The following is a 15,721-nucleotide window of genomic DNA, read 5'->3' on the forward strand; positions in this document are numbered from 1 at the left end:
GCGAGCCCGGCGGCGCGGCGTTGCTCCGGTACCCCACGAGGCCTGTGGAGGACGACGCGGTCCGTCGAGGCTGCTCGGTAGGTTGGGCGGATGGAGCTGACGATCCCCAGCCGGTACTGCGGCCCCCCGGAGTCCGGCAACGGCGGGTGGGTGAGCGGCGCCGTCGCCCGGGCCGTCCCGACGACCCCGGGGCGCCCGGCGGTCTCGGTGCGGCTGTCCTCTCCCCCGCCCCTCGAGCGCCCGCTCGAGCTGCGGTCCGAGATCGAACCCGGCGACGACGGCCCGCTCGTCACCGTGCACCTGCTCGACCGCGGCCACGTCGTCGCCACGGCCACCCCGGCCCCCGACCTCGAGGACGCCGACCCCGCCCCGGTCTCCCCCGACGCCGCCCGCGCCGCCGAGGAGCGCTACGAGGGCCTGGCCGACCATCCCTTCCCCACCTGCTTCTCCTGCGGCACCGCGCGCACCCCCGGCGACGGCCTCTGCCTGCGCCCCGGCCCGCTCGACGACGGCACCGGCCGCTACGCCACGACGTGGACCCCCGACGAGGCCGACGTCCCCCTCGTGTGGGCCGCCCTCGACTGCCCGGGCGGCTGGTCGGCCGGGATCGCCGGCCGGCCGATGGTCCTGGGCACGATGACCGCGCGCATCCGGGCCCTCCCCGAGACGGGCGAGCCCCACGTCGTCCTCGCGTGGCAGCGTGGGTCGCAGGGGCGCCGCCACCTCAGCGGCAGCGCCCTCCTGTCGTCCTCCGGCGAGGTCCTGGCCCGGGCCGAGGCGACGTGGGTCGCCGTCGACCCGACCACGATCCGTCCGAGGGAGAGCGCATGACCGACCCCACCCCGCCCACCGACGACCTCACGTCGACCGGCCCCGCCTCCGCGACCCTCGCCGAGGGCACCCTCTCGCTCGACGCCGTCCGCGACGAGCGCCGCACGGCCGTCGTCACGGGGGCGAGCAGCGGCATCGGCGCGGCCACCGCGCGGCTCCTCGCCGACCACGGTTTCCGGGTCGTCTGCGCGGCGCGCCGGGCCGACCGGGTCGAGGCCCTCGCCGCGGAGATCGGCGGGGTCGCCCTCGCCTGCGACGTCACCTCCGACGACGACGTCGCCCGCCTCGCGGAGACCGCCGGAGAGCGCGTCCACGTCGTCGTCAACAACGCCGGCGGCGCCCTCGGGCTCGAGCCGGTCGCGCAGGCCGAGGTCGACCTCTGGCGCTCGATGTACGAGAGCAACGTCCTCGGGACCCTGCGGGTCACCAAGGCGCTCCTGCCCGCCCTCGTCGCCGCCGACGGCGAGGGCGTCGTCGTCAACGTCGGCTCGATCGCCGGGTTCACCGCCTACGAGGGCGGGGGCGGCTACACGGCCGCCAAGCACGGGGTGCACGTCATGACCGAGACGCTGCGCCTCGAGCTCGTCGACCAGCCCGTGCGCATCACCCTCGTGGCCCCGGGCATGGTCCACACCGAGGAGTTCTCGCTGACCCGCTTCGGCGGCGACCAGGAGAGGGCCGACCGGGTCTACGACGGCGTGGCCCATCCCCTCGTCGCCGAGGACGTCGCCGACGCGATCGTCTGGGTGGCGACGCGGCCGGCCCACGTCAACGTCGACCTCCTCGTCGTCAAGCCCCGCGCCCAGGCGGCTCCGCACAAGATCCACCGCACCACCTGAGGCGATGCCGGCGGTGGAGCGCTTCGAGGACGTCCTCGCCGTCGGCGGGAGGTCCAACTCCCTCGGCCGCGCGGCCGAGGTCCTCGACGTCGTGCGCGCAGACCCCTCACGGACCGACGAGCTGTTCGCGTGCATCTCGGCCGAGGACCCGTGGGTGCGGATGCGGGCGGTCGACACCTTCGAGAAGCTCGTCCGCGAGGACCCCGAGCGTGGCCGCCCCTACACCGAGCGGGTCGTCTCCGACCTGACGCGCAGCCCCCAGGCCTCGGTCCAGTGGCACGTCGCCCAGCTCGTCGACCTGCTCGAGCTGACCGGTGCCCAGCGGACCGGGGCCATCACGTGGCTCCGGGAGCGGCTGGCGACGACCGACGTCGACTGGATCGTCGCCGCGCAGGCGATGACGACCCTGGTCTCCTTCGTGGAGGGGGGCCACGTCGACGCCGCCGACCTCGACACGTTGCTCGCGGTCCAGGAGACCCACCCGTCGGCCTCGGTGCGCCGCAAGGCGACCCGCTTCCGCGAGGCCCTTCGCGAGCGCACCTGACGTTCGGCCCCACGGCGGGGCGCCGACGCCACCACCCGCCGCCGCCTTATCAGGGCTGGCGCCGGTGGACCCGCCAGGACGCGGCGTCGTCGAGGTCGCCCTCGCCGACACGGGTGAAGACGAGGCGGTCGTGGAGCCGGCTGCGCCGCCCCGCCCAGAACTCGACCTCGTCGGGCACGACGAGGTAACCGCCCCAGAAGTCGGGCACCGGGACGTCGGAGGCCGAGCCGGTGTCCGGCCAGCGATCCGCCAGGCGGGCGTACTCGTCCTCGAGGTCGGCGCGCGAGCCCACCTCCTCGGACTGGCGCGAGGCCCACGCCGAGATCCGCGACCCCCACGGCCGCGACGTGAAGTACGCCCCGACCTCGTCGCGCCCCAGCTCCTCGACCCGCCCGCGGAACCGGACGGCCCGGAACATCGAGGGCCAGGTCAGCGACACCGCGGCGACCGGGTGCGCGGCGACCTCACGGCCCTTCGCCGACGTGCGCCCCGTGTAGAAGCCGACGCCGCGCGCGTCGAGGACCCGGACGAGGACGGTGCGCACGTTGGGCACGCCCTGCGCGTCGACCGTCGCCACCGACGCGGCCGTCGGTTCGGGGACGTCGCCCGAGGCGGCGGCCCGCGCCACGGCGTCGTCGACCCAGGCCCGCGCCTGGGCGAGCGGCGTCGGGAGGAGGGCGTCCTCGGAGAGCCCGTCACCGTCGTAGTCGACCCGCACCTCGCTCATGGGCCGATGGTAGGCGTCGCCGGCGACCGCGACCTCAGGGTGTCGGCCGGCGGGAGTCGTACCGGAGGAAGCCGGGCTGGCGCAGCGAGAGCAGCCCGACGGCGAGGACGCACGCGACCCCGCCCCACACCGCCATCCACCCCTCGCCGATCCGTTCGGCGACGGCACCGCCGACGAGCTCGCCGACCCGTGGTCCGCCGGCCACGACGACGATGAACACGCCCTGGAGCCGCCCGCGCATCCGGTCGGGGGCCGCGGTCTGGAGGATCGTCGTGCGGAAGACGGCGCTCACCGCGTCGGCCCCGCCGGCGAACGCCATCGCGAGCAGCGCCCCGACGAGCGCCTGCTCGCGGGTGAGCCAGCCGTCGACCCCGAGCAGGGCCACCCCGAGCCCGCAGATCCCGACGCCCCACCCGACGATGCTCACCATGATCGCCAGCCCCTGGCGGCGCACCGAGCCGAGCCGACCGGACAGCAGCGTCGCGAGCACGGCCCCCACCGCCGCCGCCGCGTACAACAGGCCCACGGTGCTCGCCCCGCCCCCGAGGATGACGGCACCCGCGGCCGGGAAGATGACGCGCGGCTGGGCGAGGAGCATCGCGGCGATGTCGGCGACGAACGTCATCCGCACGTTCGGCGCGGTCGCGAGGAAGCGGAAGCCGTCGACGACCGAGCCGAAGCCGGCGCGGGTCGTCCCGCCCTCGTCGTGCTCCTCGGGCGGGAGCGGGCGCAGCCGCCACAGGCCCCACAGGGCCGCGAGCGTCACCAGCGCATCGACCGAGTAGGCCGTGCGGAAGCCGCCCCAGTCGACGAGCAGTCCCGCGAGGAGCGGGCCCACCATCATCGCGACCGACATCGCGAGGACCCCGAGGGCGTTGGCGGCGGGCAGCTGCTCGCGCGGCAGGATCCGGGGGTAGATGCTCGAGCGCGCCGGCGAGCTGACGCCGAAGGCCCCGTTCCACACGGCGACGAGGACGTAGAGCAGGACGACGTTCGTGTTCCCGAGCCAGGCCTGCACCGCGCACGCGATGGACGTCACCCACGCGACGGCGTTCGCGGCGAGGGCGACGACCCGGCGGTCGTGGTGGTCGGACAGCGACCCGCCGTACAGCCCCATGACGACGAGTGGCACGAGCGCGAAGAGGCCGACGAGCCCGACGGCGGCGGTCGAGCGGGTGAGGTCGTACACCTGCAGGCCGATGGCGACGACGGCCATCTGCGACCCGACGTTGGAGAGGGTGAACCCGGTCCACAGCCGCCGGTACTCCGCGTTCTCCCGGAGCGGCGTGAGGTCCGGGAGGAGGGAGCGCAGCACCCCGCGATCATGCCGGACGGCCGGCGGCGATCGTGGCGCGGCCGGTCCCCGACGGCGGCGTAGGGTCCGGGACATGGACTCCCCTGCGCGGATCGCGCTCCTCATCGACGCCGACAACGCCCGCGCGGCGCGCATCGACGTCATCCTGTCCGAGCTGTCGGCCTTCGGCGAGACGAGCATCCGCCGGGCCTACGGCAACTGGACCAAGTCGGGCCTGAAGTCCTGGACCGCCGTCCTCCACGACCACGGCATCCGCCCGGTCCAGCAGTTCGACCCGAGCAAGGGCAAGAACGCGAGCGACATCGCCCTCGCCGTCGACGCCGTCGAGATCCTCCACACCCAGCGCCCGGACGCGTTCGCCCTCGTCAGCTCCGACGCCGACTTCACCCCGCTCGTCATGCACCTGCGCGAGCACGGGGTCGCCGTCTACGGGTTCGGCGACGCCAAGACCCCCTCGCCGTTCCAGAGCGCGTGCTCGCGCTTCCTCGTCCTCGACCGCCTCGCCGAGCGCACGACCGACGACGGCGACGTCGAGGCGTCCGGTGACACCGCCGCGAGCGACGGGGCCGACAGCGCGCCGCTGCGCGTCTCCCCGGAGCAGCTGCGCGCCGACGACAAGCTCGTCTCCCTCCTCAAGCGCGCCGTCGAGAGCGCAGCCGACGAGTCCGGCTGGGCGCGGGTGGGCACGGTGGGCAACCACATCTCGAACCAGAGCTCGTTCGACCCCCGCAACTACGGCTACGCCAAGCTCAGCCGGCTGCTCGAGGCCAGCGGCCTCTTCGACGTCCGCGACGAGGGCCTGACGACCGTCGCCGTCCGTGACAGGAAGCTCACGGCCCCGCGCTCGTCCGGCCGCAGGGCGATCCGCCCCGCGGGTGCGGCCGAAGGATCCACCGGCGGGGCCTCGCCCGCTCCCGCGACCGAGGAGCCGACGGCGACGGCACCGGCCCGCAAGGCCGCGGGCAGCTCCCGGAAGGCGGCGGCACCGGCCACGACGACCACCAAGAGGACGAGCCGTGGGGGTCGCGCGCGATGACGTGCACAATGGGCGCGCCCGACAATGGCGACGAGCGACGATCGGAGAGCCCATGAGCACCACCACGGGGACGACCGCGGCCACCGCCGCGGACCCTGACTTCCGCCCCGGCCTCGAGGGGGTCGTCGCGTTCGAGTCCGAGATCGCCGAGCCCGACAAGGAGGGCGGCGCGCTGCGCTACCGCGGCGTCGACATCAACGACCTCGTCGGGCGCGTCTCCTTCGGCCAGGTGTGGGGACTGCTCGTCGACGACGAGTTCGACCCGGGCCTGCCTCCGGCCGAACCGTTCCCGCTCCCGGTCCACACCGGCGACATCCGCGTCGACGTCCAGTCGGCCCTGGCCCAGCTCGCCCCCGTGTGGGGCTTCAAGCCGCTCCTCGACATCGACGACACCGAGGCCCGCGACAACCTCGCCCGGGCGTCGGTCATGGCCATCTCCTTCATCGGCCAGTCCGCCCACGGCCAGGCGACGCCGATGGTCCCGCAGAGCGAGGTCGACAAGGGCCGCACCATCGCCGAGCGCTTCATGATCCGCTGGCGCGGCGAGCCCGACCCCAAGCACGTCGACGCCATCGACTCGTACTTCATCTCCGCCGCGGAGCACGGCATGAACGCCTCGACGTTCACCGCCCGCGTCATCGCCTCCACCGGGGCCGACGTCGCGGCCTGCCTCTCCGGCGCGATCGGCGCCCTCTCCGGCCCGCTCCACGGCGGTGCCCCCAGCCGCGCCCAGCACATGATCGAGGGCGTCGAGCGGATGGGCGACGCCCGCCGGTACGTCCGCGAGGCGCTCGACCGCAAGGAGCGCCTCATGGGCTTCGGGCACCGGGTCTACCGGGCCTACGACCCGCGCGCCTCGGTCCTGCGCGACACCTGCCGGCGCCTCGGCGCCCCGCGCTACGAGGTCGCCCTCGAGCTGGAGAAGGCGGCCATCGCCGAGCTCGCCGAGCGCCACCCCGAGCGCCGGATGGAGACGAACGTCGACTACTGGGCGGCGGTCCTCCTCGACTTCGCCGACGTGCCGGGCGACATGATGACGCCGCTGTTCGCCTGCGCCCGCACCGCCGGGTGGTCGGCGCACGTCCTCGAGCAGAAGCGCACCGGGCGCCTCGTGCGGCCGAGCGCGCGCTACGTCGGGCACGGGCCGCGACCCATCGAGGACGTCGCGGGCTTCCGCTCGCGCGCCTGACGAGGCCGCGCGTAGGCTCGCCGCACGGCCGGCCCGAGGGCCGGAGCCCCCGCTCCCCGGGAGGAAGCGTGCAGCGATCTCGTGTCGTGTCGTCCCTCGCCGTCGTCGCGACGGCGCTGGCCGTCGCCCTCGGCGGACCCGCCCCGGTCGCGACGGCGGCCCCCACGGTGCAGGTGACGACCGTCGTCAGCGGCCTGGTCCACCCGTGGGACCTCACCTGGGTCGGCGACCTCCTCCTCTACGACCTGCGCGCCGGCCAGGTCTGGAGCAAGCGCGGCGCCGCGGCCCCGCAGCGGGTGACGATCTCGGGGTTCCCGGCGATCTACGGCGTCGGGGAGGGCGGCCTGCTCGGCATGGTCGCCGACCCCGCGGCCGCGACCAACCGCCGGTTCTACACCTGCCAGGCGGTCCGGGACGGCGGCGGCAACCCGCTCGACGTCCGCGTCCTGCGCTGGCGGCTCACGAGCGACACGACCGCGGTCTCCGACGGCTCCCCCGTCGTCACGGGCCTGCCGCTGACGAGCGGACGGCACTCGGGCTGCCGGCTGCGCTTCGGCGCCGACGGGTTCCTCTACGTCGGCACCGGCGACGCCGCGGTGGGCACGAACCCGCAGAACCTCGGCTCCCTCGGGGGCAAGGTGCTGCGCGTGCGCTGGGACGGGACGATCCCCGCGGACAACCCCTTCGTCGGCACCGGCGGGAACGCGCGGTACGTGTGGACCTCCGGCCACCGCAACATCCAGGGCCTCGTCGTGCGCCCGGGGACGAGCGAGCTGTGGTCGGTCGAGCACGGCTCCTCGCGCGACGACGAGGTCAACGCCGTCGTCCGCGGGGCCAACTACGGGTGGGACCCCGTGCCGGGGTACAACGAGGCGGTCCCCATGACCGACCTGACGAAGTTCCCCTCGGCCCGGCGGGCGATGTGGTCCTCGGGTCCCTCCACCGTCGCCACGAGCGGAGCGGCCTTCCTCAGCCACCCGGGCTGGGGGTCGTGGCGCGGCCTCCTCGCCGTGGCCGTCCTCAAGGACCAGGGCGTGACCCTGATGCGCACGAACCCGACGATCGGTGCGAGCGCCGTCGTCGCCACGCTCCCCCTGCCCCAGGCCGAGGGCTTCGGGAGGGTGCGCACCGCGCAGGAGGGGCCTGACGGCGCGCTGTGGCTCACGACGTCGAACGGCAGCAACGACCGGATCGTGCGCATCGCACCCACCGCGAGCGTGCCGACCCTCGCGGCGGGCCAGCGGGTGTCACCGACGGGGGTCAGCCTCGTGCGCACCGGCACCGCGGTGAGCGTCTTCGTCCGCACGACCGGGGACCAGGTCCAGTTCCGGCGGAGCACCGACGACGGCGAGACGTGGTCGGGCTTCACCTCGGCCGGGGTCACCTCCTCGAGCGCGCCCTCCGCGACGTCCTCGGGTCCCGGCCGCGTCGACCTCGTGACGCGACGCTCCGACGGCGCGGTCGTCCTCACCCGGTTCAGCGGGACCACCCGCCTCGGGACGACCCAGCTCGGGGGCCGGGTCGCCTCGCAGCACGTCGTGTCCCTCGGCGACGGCACCCTCGACGTCTTCGGCGTGACGTCGGGCGGCGTCGCGTACCGCAACCACTGGGACACGCGGGCGTGGAGCGGCTGGCGCTCCGTCGGCGGGACGTTCACCTCCGGCCTGTCGGCCGCGGCCGACCCGGCGCGCGGCGAGGTCGTCGTCACCGGTCGCGGGACCAACGGGCGCACCTACGAGCGGACCTTCTCGCGCACGGCGGCGCTCGGGACGTGGGCGCAGCGGCCCGACGGGTTGTCGTCGTGGTCCGACCGGGCCCTCGGCGACGTCTGGCCCGGGCGGGCGCGGCTGGCGGTCGGGCTCGCCCGGGACGGGCGGGCCGTCGTGCAGCGCGGGGCCGCGGTGATCGCGACGACGGCCACGTGGACCTCCGCCGGTGACCTCGTGTCGCGTGCCGACGGCACCTACCTCCTCGTCGGGCGCGGTGGCGACGGCGCGCTGTGGCTGACGTACGGCGGCCCCTCCGGCTACCGGAACCGCTCCCTCGGCGGGACGGTGCGCTGACGCCGCGCTCGGACCCCGCCCACCCCCGCCGGGACTGTGGGGGCGCCCCCGGCGGGCGTGCAGGAGTTCCACGTGGTGGACCTCACGTCCGGCATGCGGTCACGGTGCGTGAGGATGGACCCCGGTCACGGGCCCGCCGACGATGCCGGTCCCGGGGCCGTCGGGAGCGACTCCCGCCGCCACCACGACACCCACCGACTCCGGAGACCCCTCGTGAGCGACGCCCAGATCACCATCCCCGCCGACCTGCTGCCCGCCGACGGGCGCTTCGGCTCCGGCCCCAGCAAGGTCCGTCCCGAGCAGGTCGAGGCGCTGTCCGCCATCGGCCGCACCGTCCTCGGGACCTCCCACCGCCAGGCGCCCGTGAAGAACCTCGTCAAGGAGGTCCGCGAGGGCCTCGCCGCGTTCTTCGCCCTCCCCGACGGGTACGAGGTCGTCCTCGGCAACGGTGGGGCGACGGCGTTCTGGGACGTCGCGGCGTTCGGCCTGGTCCGCGACCGCGCGCAGCACCTCACCTTCGGCGAGTTCTCGAGCAAGTTCGCGTCGGTGACGGCGAAGGCCCCCTTCCTCGGCGAGCCCACCGTCATCTCGAGCGACCCCGGCACCCTGCCGACCGCGAAGGCCGAGGCCGGGGTCGACGTCTACGCCTGGGCGCACAACGAGACCAGCACCGGCGTCATGGCCCCCGTCCAGCGCGTCGAGGGCGCCGATGACGACGCGCTCGTCCTCGTCGACGCCACCTCGGGCGCCGGCGGCCTGCCGGTCGACGTGTCGCAGGCCGACGTGTACTACTTCGCCCCGCAGAAGTCGTTCGCCTCCGACGGCGGCCTCTGGCTCGCCCTCTTCTCGCCGGCCGCCCTCGCGCGGGTCGAGGAGGTCACGGCCTCGGGCCGCTGGGTCCCCGACTTCTTCAGCCTGCCCACGGCCATCGACAACTCGCGGCTGAACCAGACGTACAACACGCCCGCGGTCGCGACCCTGGCGATGCTCGCGAACCAGGTCCAGTGGCTCAACGGCAACGGCGGCCTCGACTGGGCGACCGCCCGCACCGCCGACTCCTCCGGCCGCCTCTACTCGTGGGCCGAGGCCAGCGAGTACGCCACCCCCTACGTCACCGACCCGGCGCACCGCTCGCAGGTCGTCGCGACGATCGACGTCGACGACGCGATCGACGCCGCCGCCATCGCCAGGGCGCTGCGGGCCAACGGCGTCGTCGACGTCGAGCCGTACCGCAAGCTCGGTCGCAACCAGCTGCGCGTGGCCTGCTTCCCGGCGGTCGAGCCCGACGACGTCAGCCGGCTCATCGCCTCGGTCGAGTACGTCGTCGACCGGCTCTCCTGAGGGCGTCGGCCGGCCCACGCGGATTCGGGCTCGGCCGCCGTTCGCCCGTAGCATGGGGCGTCGTGAACGACCCGCGGGAGCTCCGACGCCCCCGATGACGACGTGAGCAGGAGAACTCTGGCGTGCAGGACACCCTGACGGCCACCGAGCCCACCTCCACCGTCGCGACCGGGGCCACCCGCGCCGAGATCACCGCGCTGCGCGCCTGCGCGGTGCTGCTGGTGGTGCTCTACCACCTGTGGCCGGGGCGGCTGCCCGGGGGCTTCATCGGGGTGGACGTCTTCTTCGTCATCTCCGGGTTCCTCATCACCTCCCACCTGCTGCGCGAGTCGACGAGCACCGGCGGCATCGCCCTGGCGCGGTTCTGGGCCCGACGGGCTCGGCGTCTGCTGCCCGCCGCCTACCTCGTGCTCGCGGCGACCTCCATCGGCGTCGTCGCGTTCCTCCCCGTGGGGGCGTGGCAACAGAACTTCCGGCAGATCATCGCCTCGACCCTCTACGTGCAGAACTGGTCGCTCGCCGCCGACTCGGTCGACTACCTGGCCTCCGACGTGGACCCCGCCGCGGCGCAGCACTACTGGAGCCTGTCCATCGAGGAGCAGTTCTACCTCGTCTGGCCGCTGCTCATCCTCGGCGCGACGGTCTGGGCGGCCCGGAGGTCGTCCTCGCCGCTCCGGGCGACCTGGTGGGCCATCGGCGTCCCCACGCTGGCCTCACTGGTCTTCTCCCTCTGGATCACCCAGGCGAACCCTCCGGCGGCCTACTTCGTGACCCCGGCCCGCGCCTGGCAGTTCGGCGCCGGCGGGCTGCTGGCCCTCTTCCTCGCGGGGCGGGTGAGCCACGAGGCCCGGAGGGCAGGGCCTCCGGCCAACCCGCTGCTCCGCACGGCCGCGCCCTCCCTCGTGTCGTGGGCGGGCTTCGGGGCGCTCCTGTGGTGTGGCCTCACCTACGACGAGACCACACCCTTTCCGGGCACCGCCGCGATCCTGCCCGTCGTGGCCACCGTCGCGATCATCGCGGCGGCCGAACCCCGCGGCCGGCTCTCCCCCGCTCCCCTCATGCGATGGCGTCCGGTCGGGTTCTTCGGTGACATCTCCTACTCGCTGTACCTGTGGCACTGGCCCCCGATCGTGATCCTGCCCGTCGTCCTCGGCGAGAAGATGGGCCTGGGAACCCGGGTCCTGGTGCTGCTCGGCGCCGTGCTGGCTGCAGCGGCCACGAAGACGTGGGTCGAGGACCCGGTGCGCTTCACCCGGCGCCGCGTGCTCCGCCGCCCCCTGACCGCCCTGGTGGCGACCGTCGCCGGCGCGGCCGTGCTCGTGTCGGGCGCCTGGCTCGGTCGGGACACCGCGGTCGCGGTCCAGGCCACCCAGCAGGCGCAGGCCCAGGCCGTCCTCGAGGACATCCCCGACTGCTTCGGCGCGGCGGCCATGGACCCCGAGAACCCCTGCTCGAACCCCGACCTCGAGGGGACGCTGATCCCCGCGCCGGCGGCGGCCCGGCGCGACTGGCCGACGTACAAGGGGTGTTCGCCCGGCATCACGGGGACGGCGTTCGTCGGGTGCACCTTCGGCGAGGTCGACGACCCGGACGTCCCGCACGTCGTGCTCATCGGCGACTCCCACGCCCAGGTCCTCCTCACGGCGCTCGAGTCGCTCGCCCACCAGCGGAAGATCGCCGTGACGGCCCGCATCAAGGGGTCCTGCTCGTGGACGCGCGACCCGATGGCACACCCCGACCGACAGCGGGTCGAGTCCTGCCAGAGCTGGAAGGGCTCGCTCCAGCGGTGGCTCGTGGCGGAGGCCCCCTCGATCGACCTGGTCGTCACGACCGGGTACGCGAGCGTCAACAGCGGGAGCCCCGAGCAGCAGGTCGCGAGCATGAAGGCCGTGTGGGCGCCGGTCGCGGAGCTCGGGGTGCCGATCGTCGCGGTGCCCGACAACCCCGTGCCCGCCAAGGGCGCGATGACGTGCCTGGAAGGGGCGGACGAGATCCGTCCCGACACCTGTGCGACGAGCCAGAGGGCCGCCCTCTCCCGCTTCGACGCCTTCCGCGCGACGGCCGGCACGGTGAAGGGCTCCATGCTCCTCGACCTGACGCCGTACTACTGCCGCGACGGCAGGTGCCCGGCCGTCATCGGTGGCGTCACGGTCTACCGCGACTCGCACCACCTCACGGTGACGTACGCCCGTACCCTGGCGCCCTACGTCCTCAGAGGCCTGGTCGACCTCGGCGCGATCCCGCCCACGGGCTGACCACGGGTGCGGGACGCGCCTCAGCGCGTGAGCGCGTAGACGACCGCGACGCCGACGAGGACACCGAGCACGCCGAGCGTCATCCGGCGGCGGAACAGCGGCGTCATCGGGCCGGCTCCGGCACGGGGTGGGTGGCGCGCTCGGGGAGGGCGGCGTCGACCCGGACCCGCACCCGCGGGCGGCGCTGCGACTCGTAGCTCACCCGGACATTCTGCGACCGGGCCAGCCAGATGGACACCCCGACCAGGGTGACGCCGACGGCGACGGTGCCGATGCCGATGGTCCAGCGCGGCCCGAACGTCTCCGAGATCCACCCGATGAGCGGGGCGCCGGCCGGGGTGCCGCCCATGAAGATCGCCATGTACAGCGCCATGACGCGGCCGCGCATCTCGGGCGCCACGCGGGTCTGGACCATCGCGTTGGCCGTCGTCAGCGCCGTGAGGGCGGTGAGGCCGACGGGGACGAGGGCGAGCGCGAACAGCCAGTACGACGGAGCGAGGGCCGCCAGGGCGGTGGCGACCGTGAAGCCGACGAGGGCGACGAGGAGCACGCGCAGGCGGGGCCGCTGGCGCCGGGCCGAGAGCAGCGCGGCCGTCAGCGACCCCACGGCCATGATCGAGCCGAGGAGCCCGAACTCGCTGGCGCCCTTGTCGAACACCTTGGTCGCCATGAGCGCCATCGTGATCTGGAAGTTCATCCCGAAGGTGCCGAGCACGAAGACGAGCAGCATGACGAGCTGGATGTCGCGGCGCCGCCGGACGTAGCGGAAGCCGTCGCGGATGCCGCCCCGGCCACGCGCCAGGGGCGCCGGGCGCAGCTCGTTCGTCTTGAGCATGAGGATGGCGCCGATGACGAAGACGAAGGTCACGGTGTTGAGCAGGAGCGCCTCGCCGGTCCCCCACCACGCGATGACGAGCCCCGCGGCGCCCGGGCCGATGAGCCTTCCGAGGTTGAACGAGGCGGAGTTGAGCGAGACGGCGTTGGCGAGCTTGTCGTCGGGGACCATCTCGGAGACGAAGGCCTGCCGCGCCGGGTTGTCGATCGCCGTCGTGACCCCCTGGAGCAGCGCGATGACGTAGACGTGCCAGAGCTGGGCCACGCCCGTGACGGCGAGGACGCCGAGCAGCAGGCTCGTCACGGCGAGCATCGTCTGGGTGGCGAGGAGGGTGCGCCGCTTGGGGAAGCGGTCGGCGATGAGCCCCGCCCAGGGGGCGAGGAGGAGGAAGGGGAGGAACTGCAGCCCGGTGACGACACCGAGCGCGGTCGCCGACCCCGCCGTGAGGACGGTGAGGACGAGCCAGTCCTGGCCGACGCGGCCCATCCACGTGCCGATGTTCGACACGAGGGCCCCGGCGAACCAGAGGCGGTAGTTGCGGACCTCGAGCGAGGTGAAGGTGGGGCTCACTCGGCGGCCACCCGTTCCAGCAGCGCCGTCGCCTCGACGAGGAGGGCGCGCTCGGCGTCGGTGAGGGTCTCGAGCCGCGCGGCGAACCACTGGTGGCGGCGGCGGCGGGTCTCCTTGATCGTCGCGCGGCCCTCGGCGGTCAGCGACAGGATGACCTGCCGGCCGTCGGTGGGGTCGTCGGCACGGGCGACGAGGCCCCGCTCGACGAGGCCGTTGACGGTCCGGCTCATGCTCGGGGCGCTGACCTTCTCGATGGCGGCCAGCTCCTTGGGCGTCCGCGGACTCTCCTCGAGCCGGACGAGCACGGAGTACTGGTGCGGTGCGACGGTCGAGTCGCTCTCGAACCGCACCCTTCGCGAGATCCGCAGGCACGCGATCCGCAGGTCGCTCGTGAGCCGGTCCTTCTGGCTGCGCGTCATCGCCGGACGGGTCGTCGTGGTCGTGGTGTCGGCCATGGCGGGCTCCTCGGCAGTCGGTGCGGGCAGGTCCTTAGCACAAGTCATTACCTCTGCTAAGTATTCCACACCTGCCACGGCTCGTGGGCGCCAGCGCCTCGCACGCAGCGGTGCCGCACCTCCCCGAGGGGCGGTGCGGCACCGGTGTGACGGCGGCGGGGTCGGCCCGCCGGCGGCTCAGCGCGACACGAGGTCGGTGAGCGGGGAGATGAAGAAGTACAGGACGAACAGGCCGGCGACGACCCACATCATCGGGTGGACCACCGACGCCTTGCCCTTGACGACCTTGATGAGCACGAACGCGATGAAGCCCGCGCCGATGCCGACCGAGATCGAGTACGTGAAGGGCATGAGGATGATCGTGAGGAAGGCGGGGATCGCGATCTCCAGGTCGTCCCACTCGATCTGCTTGACCTGCTGCATCATGAGGAACCCGACGAGGACGAGCGCCGGCACCGCGGCCTCGTTCGGGATGACGTGCACCAGTGGCGTCACGGCGATCGACACGAGGAAGAGCACCCCGGTGACGACCGAGGCCAGCCCCGTGCGCGCCCCCTCCCCGACTCCCGACGCCGACTCGATGTAGGACGTGTTCGACGAGACGCCGGCGGCGCCACCCGCGGCGGCGGCGATGGAGTCGACGACGAGGATGCGGCGGGTGTGCGGCGGGTTGCCCTCCTCGTCGAGAAGGTCGGCCTCGGCGCCGATGGCCGTCATCGTGCCCATGGTGTCGAAGAAGTCGGCGAGCATGAGGGTGAAGACGAGCAGGACCGCGGCGACGACGCCGACCCGGCTGAAGGACCCGAGGAGGTTGAACTCGCCGAGGGTGCCGAAGCTGATGGGGTCGAGCTGCGAGGGCCACTCGGGCACCGACAGGTTCCAGCCCGTCGGGTTGACGATGTTGTTGCCCTCGGCGTCGACTCCCGTGACGGTGGGCCCGACCTTCGCGACCGCCTCGACGACGAACGCGACGAGGGTCATCGCGATGATCGAGATGATGATGGCGCCCTTCACCTTGCGCACCCACAGCGCGATGATGAGGACGAGGCCGAGCCCGAAGACGAGGGTCGGCCACCCGGCGAGCTGCCCGCCGATGCCGAGCTCCACCGGCACCGGACCGGCGCCCGTGCGGCGGACGAACCCGGCGTCGACGAGCCCGATGAGCGCGATGAACAGGCCGATGCCCACCGAGATCGCCGTCTTCAGGGGGGCCGGGACGGCGTGGAAGACCGCCTCCCGGAACCCGGTGAGGACGAGGACGAGGATCACCAGTCCCTCGAGGACGACCAGGCCCATGGCGTCGGCCCACGTCATCTGGCTCGCGATGGCGAAGGCGACGAAGGCGTTGAGGCCGAGCCCCGTCGCCAGGGCGAGCGGGAAGTTGGCGTACAGGCCCATGAGGATGGTGAGGACGCCCGCGACGAGGGCGGTGCCCGCGGCGATGGCCGCCAGGTTCGGGGCGTCACCGCCACCGAGGTACTTGCCGTCGGCGTCCTGGACGAAGCCGAGGATCAGCGGGTTGAGCACGACGATGTAGGCCATCGTGAAGAAGGTCGCGACCCCGCCACGGACCTCGCGGGCCACGGTCGAGCCGCGTCGCGAGATGTGGAAGAGGCGCTCGAGGAGCCCGTCGTCGGGCGTCGTGTCGGTGGGGGCCCTGGTGGCCGTCGCGTCGGACATGGGCGCGACCCTAACGGGGTCGTGTTACCGGCGCATGACGG

At 73.8% G+C, this 15,721-nt stretch carries 13 protein-coding genes; 8 read left to right on the forward strand and 5 right to left on the reverse strand.

The genetic code is table 11. The annotated features are described in order from the left end of the window. The first annotated feature begins 90 nt into the window (after positions 1–90). Genes ACFWN3_RS06990 through ACFWN3_RS07000 form a run of 3 tightly spaced genes read left to right on the forward strand, consistent with a single transcriptional unit; the run spans position 91 to position 2,214 of the window. Positions 91–831 carry a hypothetical protein gene (locus tag ACFWN3_RS06990; RefSeq protein WP_377644707.1) on the forward strand — a complete coding sequence of 247 codons (741 nt, stop codon included), beginning with the start codon at positions 91–93 and terminating at the stop codon, positions 829–831. Then, positions 828–1,670, forward strand: coding sequence for an SDR family NAD(P)-dependent oxidoreductase (locus ACFWN3_RS06995; RefSeq protein ID WP_377644709.1), 843 nt, complete (start codon positions 828–830; stop codon positions 1,668–1,670). The genes ACFWN3_RS06990 and ACFWN3_RS06995 overlap by 4 nt, the downstream gene beginning before the upstream one ends. A gap of 13 nt (positions 1,671–1,683) precedes the next feature. Further along, a complete protein-coding gene (locus tag ACFWN3_RS07000; RefSeq protein ID WP_377644711.1) occupies positions 1,684–2,214 on the forward strand; it encodes a hypothetical protein in 531 nt (176 codons plus the stop codon). Between the two features lie 49 nt (positions 2,215–2,263). Here the strand turns inward: ACFWN3_RS07000 and pdxH are convergent, their stop codons facing one another. Continuing rightward, positions 2,264–2,941, reverse strand: coding sequence for a pyridoxamine 5'-phosphate oxidase (gene pdxH, locus ACFWN3_RS07005; RefSeq protein ID WP_377644713.1), 678 nt, complete (start codon positions 2,939–2,941; stop codon positions 2,264–2,266). A gap of 34 nt (positions 2,942–2,975) precedes the next feature. Then, the gene (locus ACFWN3_RS07010; protein ID WP_377645551.1) at positions 2,976–4,253 is read right to left on the reverse strand and encodes an MFS transporter; all 1,278 of its coding nucleotides are present in this window, start codon (positions 4,251–4,253) and stop codon (positions 2,976–2,978) included. 76 nt (positions 4,254–4,329) lie between these two features. Between ACFWN3_RS07010 and ACFWN3_RS07015 the strand changes: the two genes are divergently transcribed. The 5 genes from ACFWN3_RS07015 (at position 4,330) to ACFWN3_RS07035 (ending at position 12,140) form a co-directional block, all read left to right on the forward strand. Continuing rightward, a complete protein-coding gene (locus ACFWN3_RS07015; RefSeq protein ID WP_377644715.1) occupies positions 4,330–5,292 on the forward strand; it encodes an NYN domain-containing protein in 963 nt (320 codons plus the stop codon). A gap of 52 nt (positions 5,293–5,344) precedes the next feature. Beyond that, a complete protein-coding gene (locus ACFWN3_RS07020; RefSeq protein ID WP_377644717.1) occupies positions 5,345–6,481 on the forward strand; it encodes a citrate synthase 2 in 1,137 nt (378 codons plus the stop codon). Between the two features lie 68 nt (positions 6,482–6,549). Next, positions 6,550–8,544, forward strand: coding sequence for a PQQ-dependent sugar dehydrogenase (locus ACFWN3_RS07025; RefSeq protein ID WP_377644719.1), 1,995 nt, complete (start codon positions 6,550–6,552; stop codon positions 8,542–8,544). 213 nt (positions 8,545–8,757) lie between these two features. After that, positions 8,758–9,885, forward strand: a complete 1,128-nt coding sequence (gene serC / locus ACFWN3_RS07030) for a phosphoserine transaminase (protein ID WP_377644721.1) — start codon at positions 8,758–8,760, stop codon at positions 9,883–9,885. A 122-nt stretch (positions 9,886–10,007) separates the two neighbouring features. After that, positions 10,008–12,140, forward strand: a complete 2,133-nt coding sequence (locus ACFWN3_RS07035; RefSeq protein ID WP_377644723.1) for an acyltransferase family protein — start codon at positions 10,008–10,010, stop codon at positions 12,138–12,140. 103 nt (positions 12,141–12,243) lie between these two features. Here ACFWN3_RS07035 and ACFWN3_RS07040 read toward each other — a convergent pair whose 3' ends face one another. The 3 genes from ACFWN3_RS07040 to ACFWN3_RS07050 all read right to left on the reverse strand — a co-directional run bounded on the left by ACFWN3_RS07040 (position 12,244) and on the right by ACFWN3_RS07050 (position 15,680). After that, entirely contained in the window at positions 12,244–13,545 is a 1,302-nt protein-coding gene (locus tag ACFWN3_RS07040) for an MFS transporter (RefSeq protein WP_377644725.1), read from the reverse strand. Continuing rightward, positions 13,542–14,000, reverse strand: a complete 459-nt coding sequence (locus tag ACFWN3_RS07045) for a MarR family winged helix-turn-helix transcriptional regulator (RefSeq protein WP_377644727.1) — start codon at positions 13,998–14,000, stop codon at positions 13,542–13,544. Before ACFWN3_RS07045 ends, ACFWN3_RS07040 begins: the two co-directional genes overlap by 4 nt. 177 nt (positions 14,001–14,177) lie before the next feature. Beyond that, positions 14,178–15,680, reverse strand: coding sequence for an NCS2 family permease (locus ACFWN3_RS07050; RefSeq protein WP_377644728.1), 1,503 nt, complete (start codon positions 15,678–15,680; stop codon positions 14,178–14,180). Positions 15,681–15,721 lie beyond the last annotated feature (41 nt).

The organism is Oryzobacter terrae, assembly GCF_042756445.1.
GTDB classification, from domain to species: Bacteria; Actinomycetota; Actinomycetes; order Actinomycetales; family Dermatophilaceae; genus Oryzobacter; species Oryzobacter terrae.

Coding starts and splice junctions, on each gene's coding strand:
- pdxH (WP_377644713.1), bottom strand. CDS start 2,941: ATGAGCGAGGTGCGGGTCGACTACGACGGTGACGGGCTCTCCGAGGAC.
- ACFWN3_RS07045 (WP_377644727.1), bottom strand. CDS start 14,000: ATGGCCGACACCACGACCACGACGACCCGTCCGGCGATGACGCGCAGC.
- ACFWN3_RS06990 (WP_377644707.1), top strand. CDS start 91: ATGGAGCTGACGATCCCCAGCCGGTACTGCGGCCCCCCGGAGTCCGGC.
- ACFWN3_RS07050 (WP_377644728.1), bottom strand. CDS start 15,680: ATGTCCGACGCGACGGCCACCAGGGCCCCCACCGACACGACGCCCGAC.
- ACFWN3_RS06995 (WP_377644709.1), top strand. CDS start 828: ATGACCGACCCCACCCCGCCCACCGACGACCTCACGTCGACCGGCCCC.
- ACFWN3_RS07020 (WP_377644717.1), top strand. CDS start 5,345: ATGAGCACCACCACGGGGACGACCGCGGCCACCGCCGCGGACCCTGAC.
- ACFWN3_RS07015 (WP_377644715.1), top strand. CDS start 4,330: ATGGACTCCCCTGCGCGGATCGCGCTCCTCATCGACGCCGACAACGCC.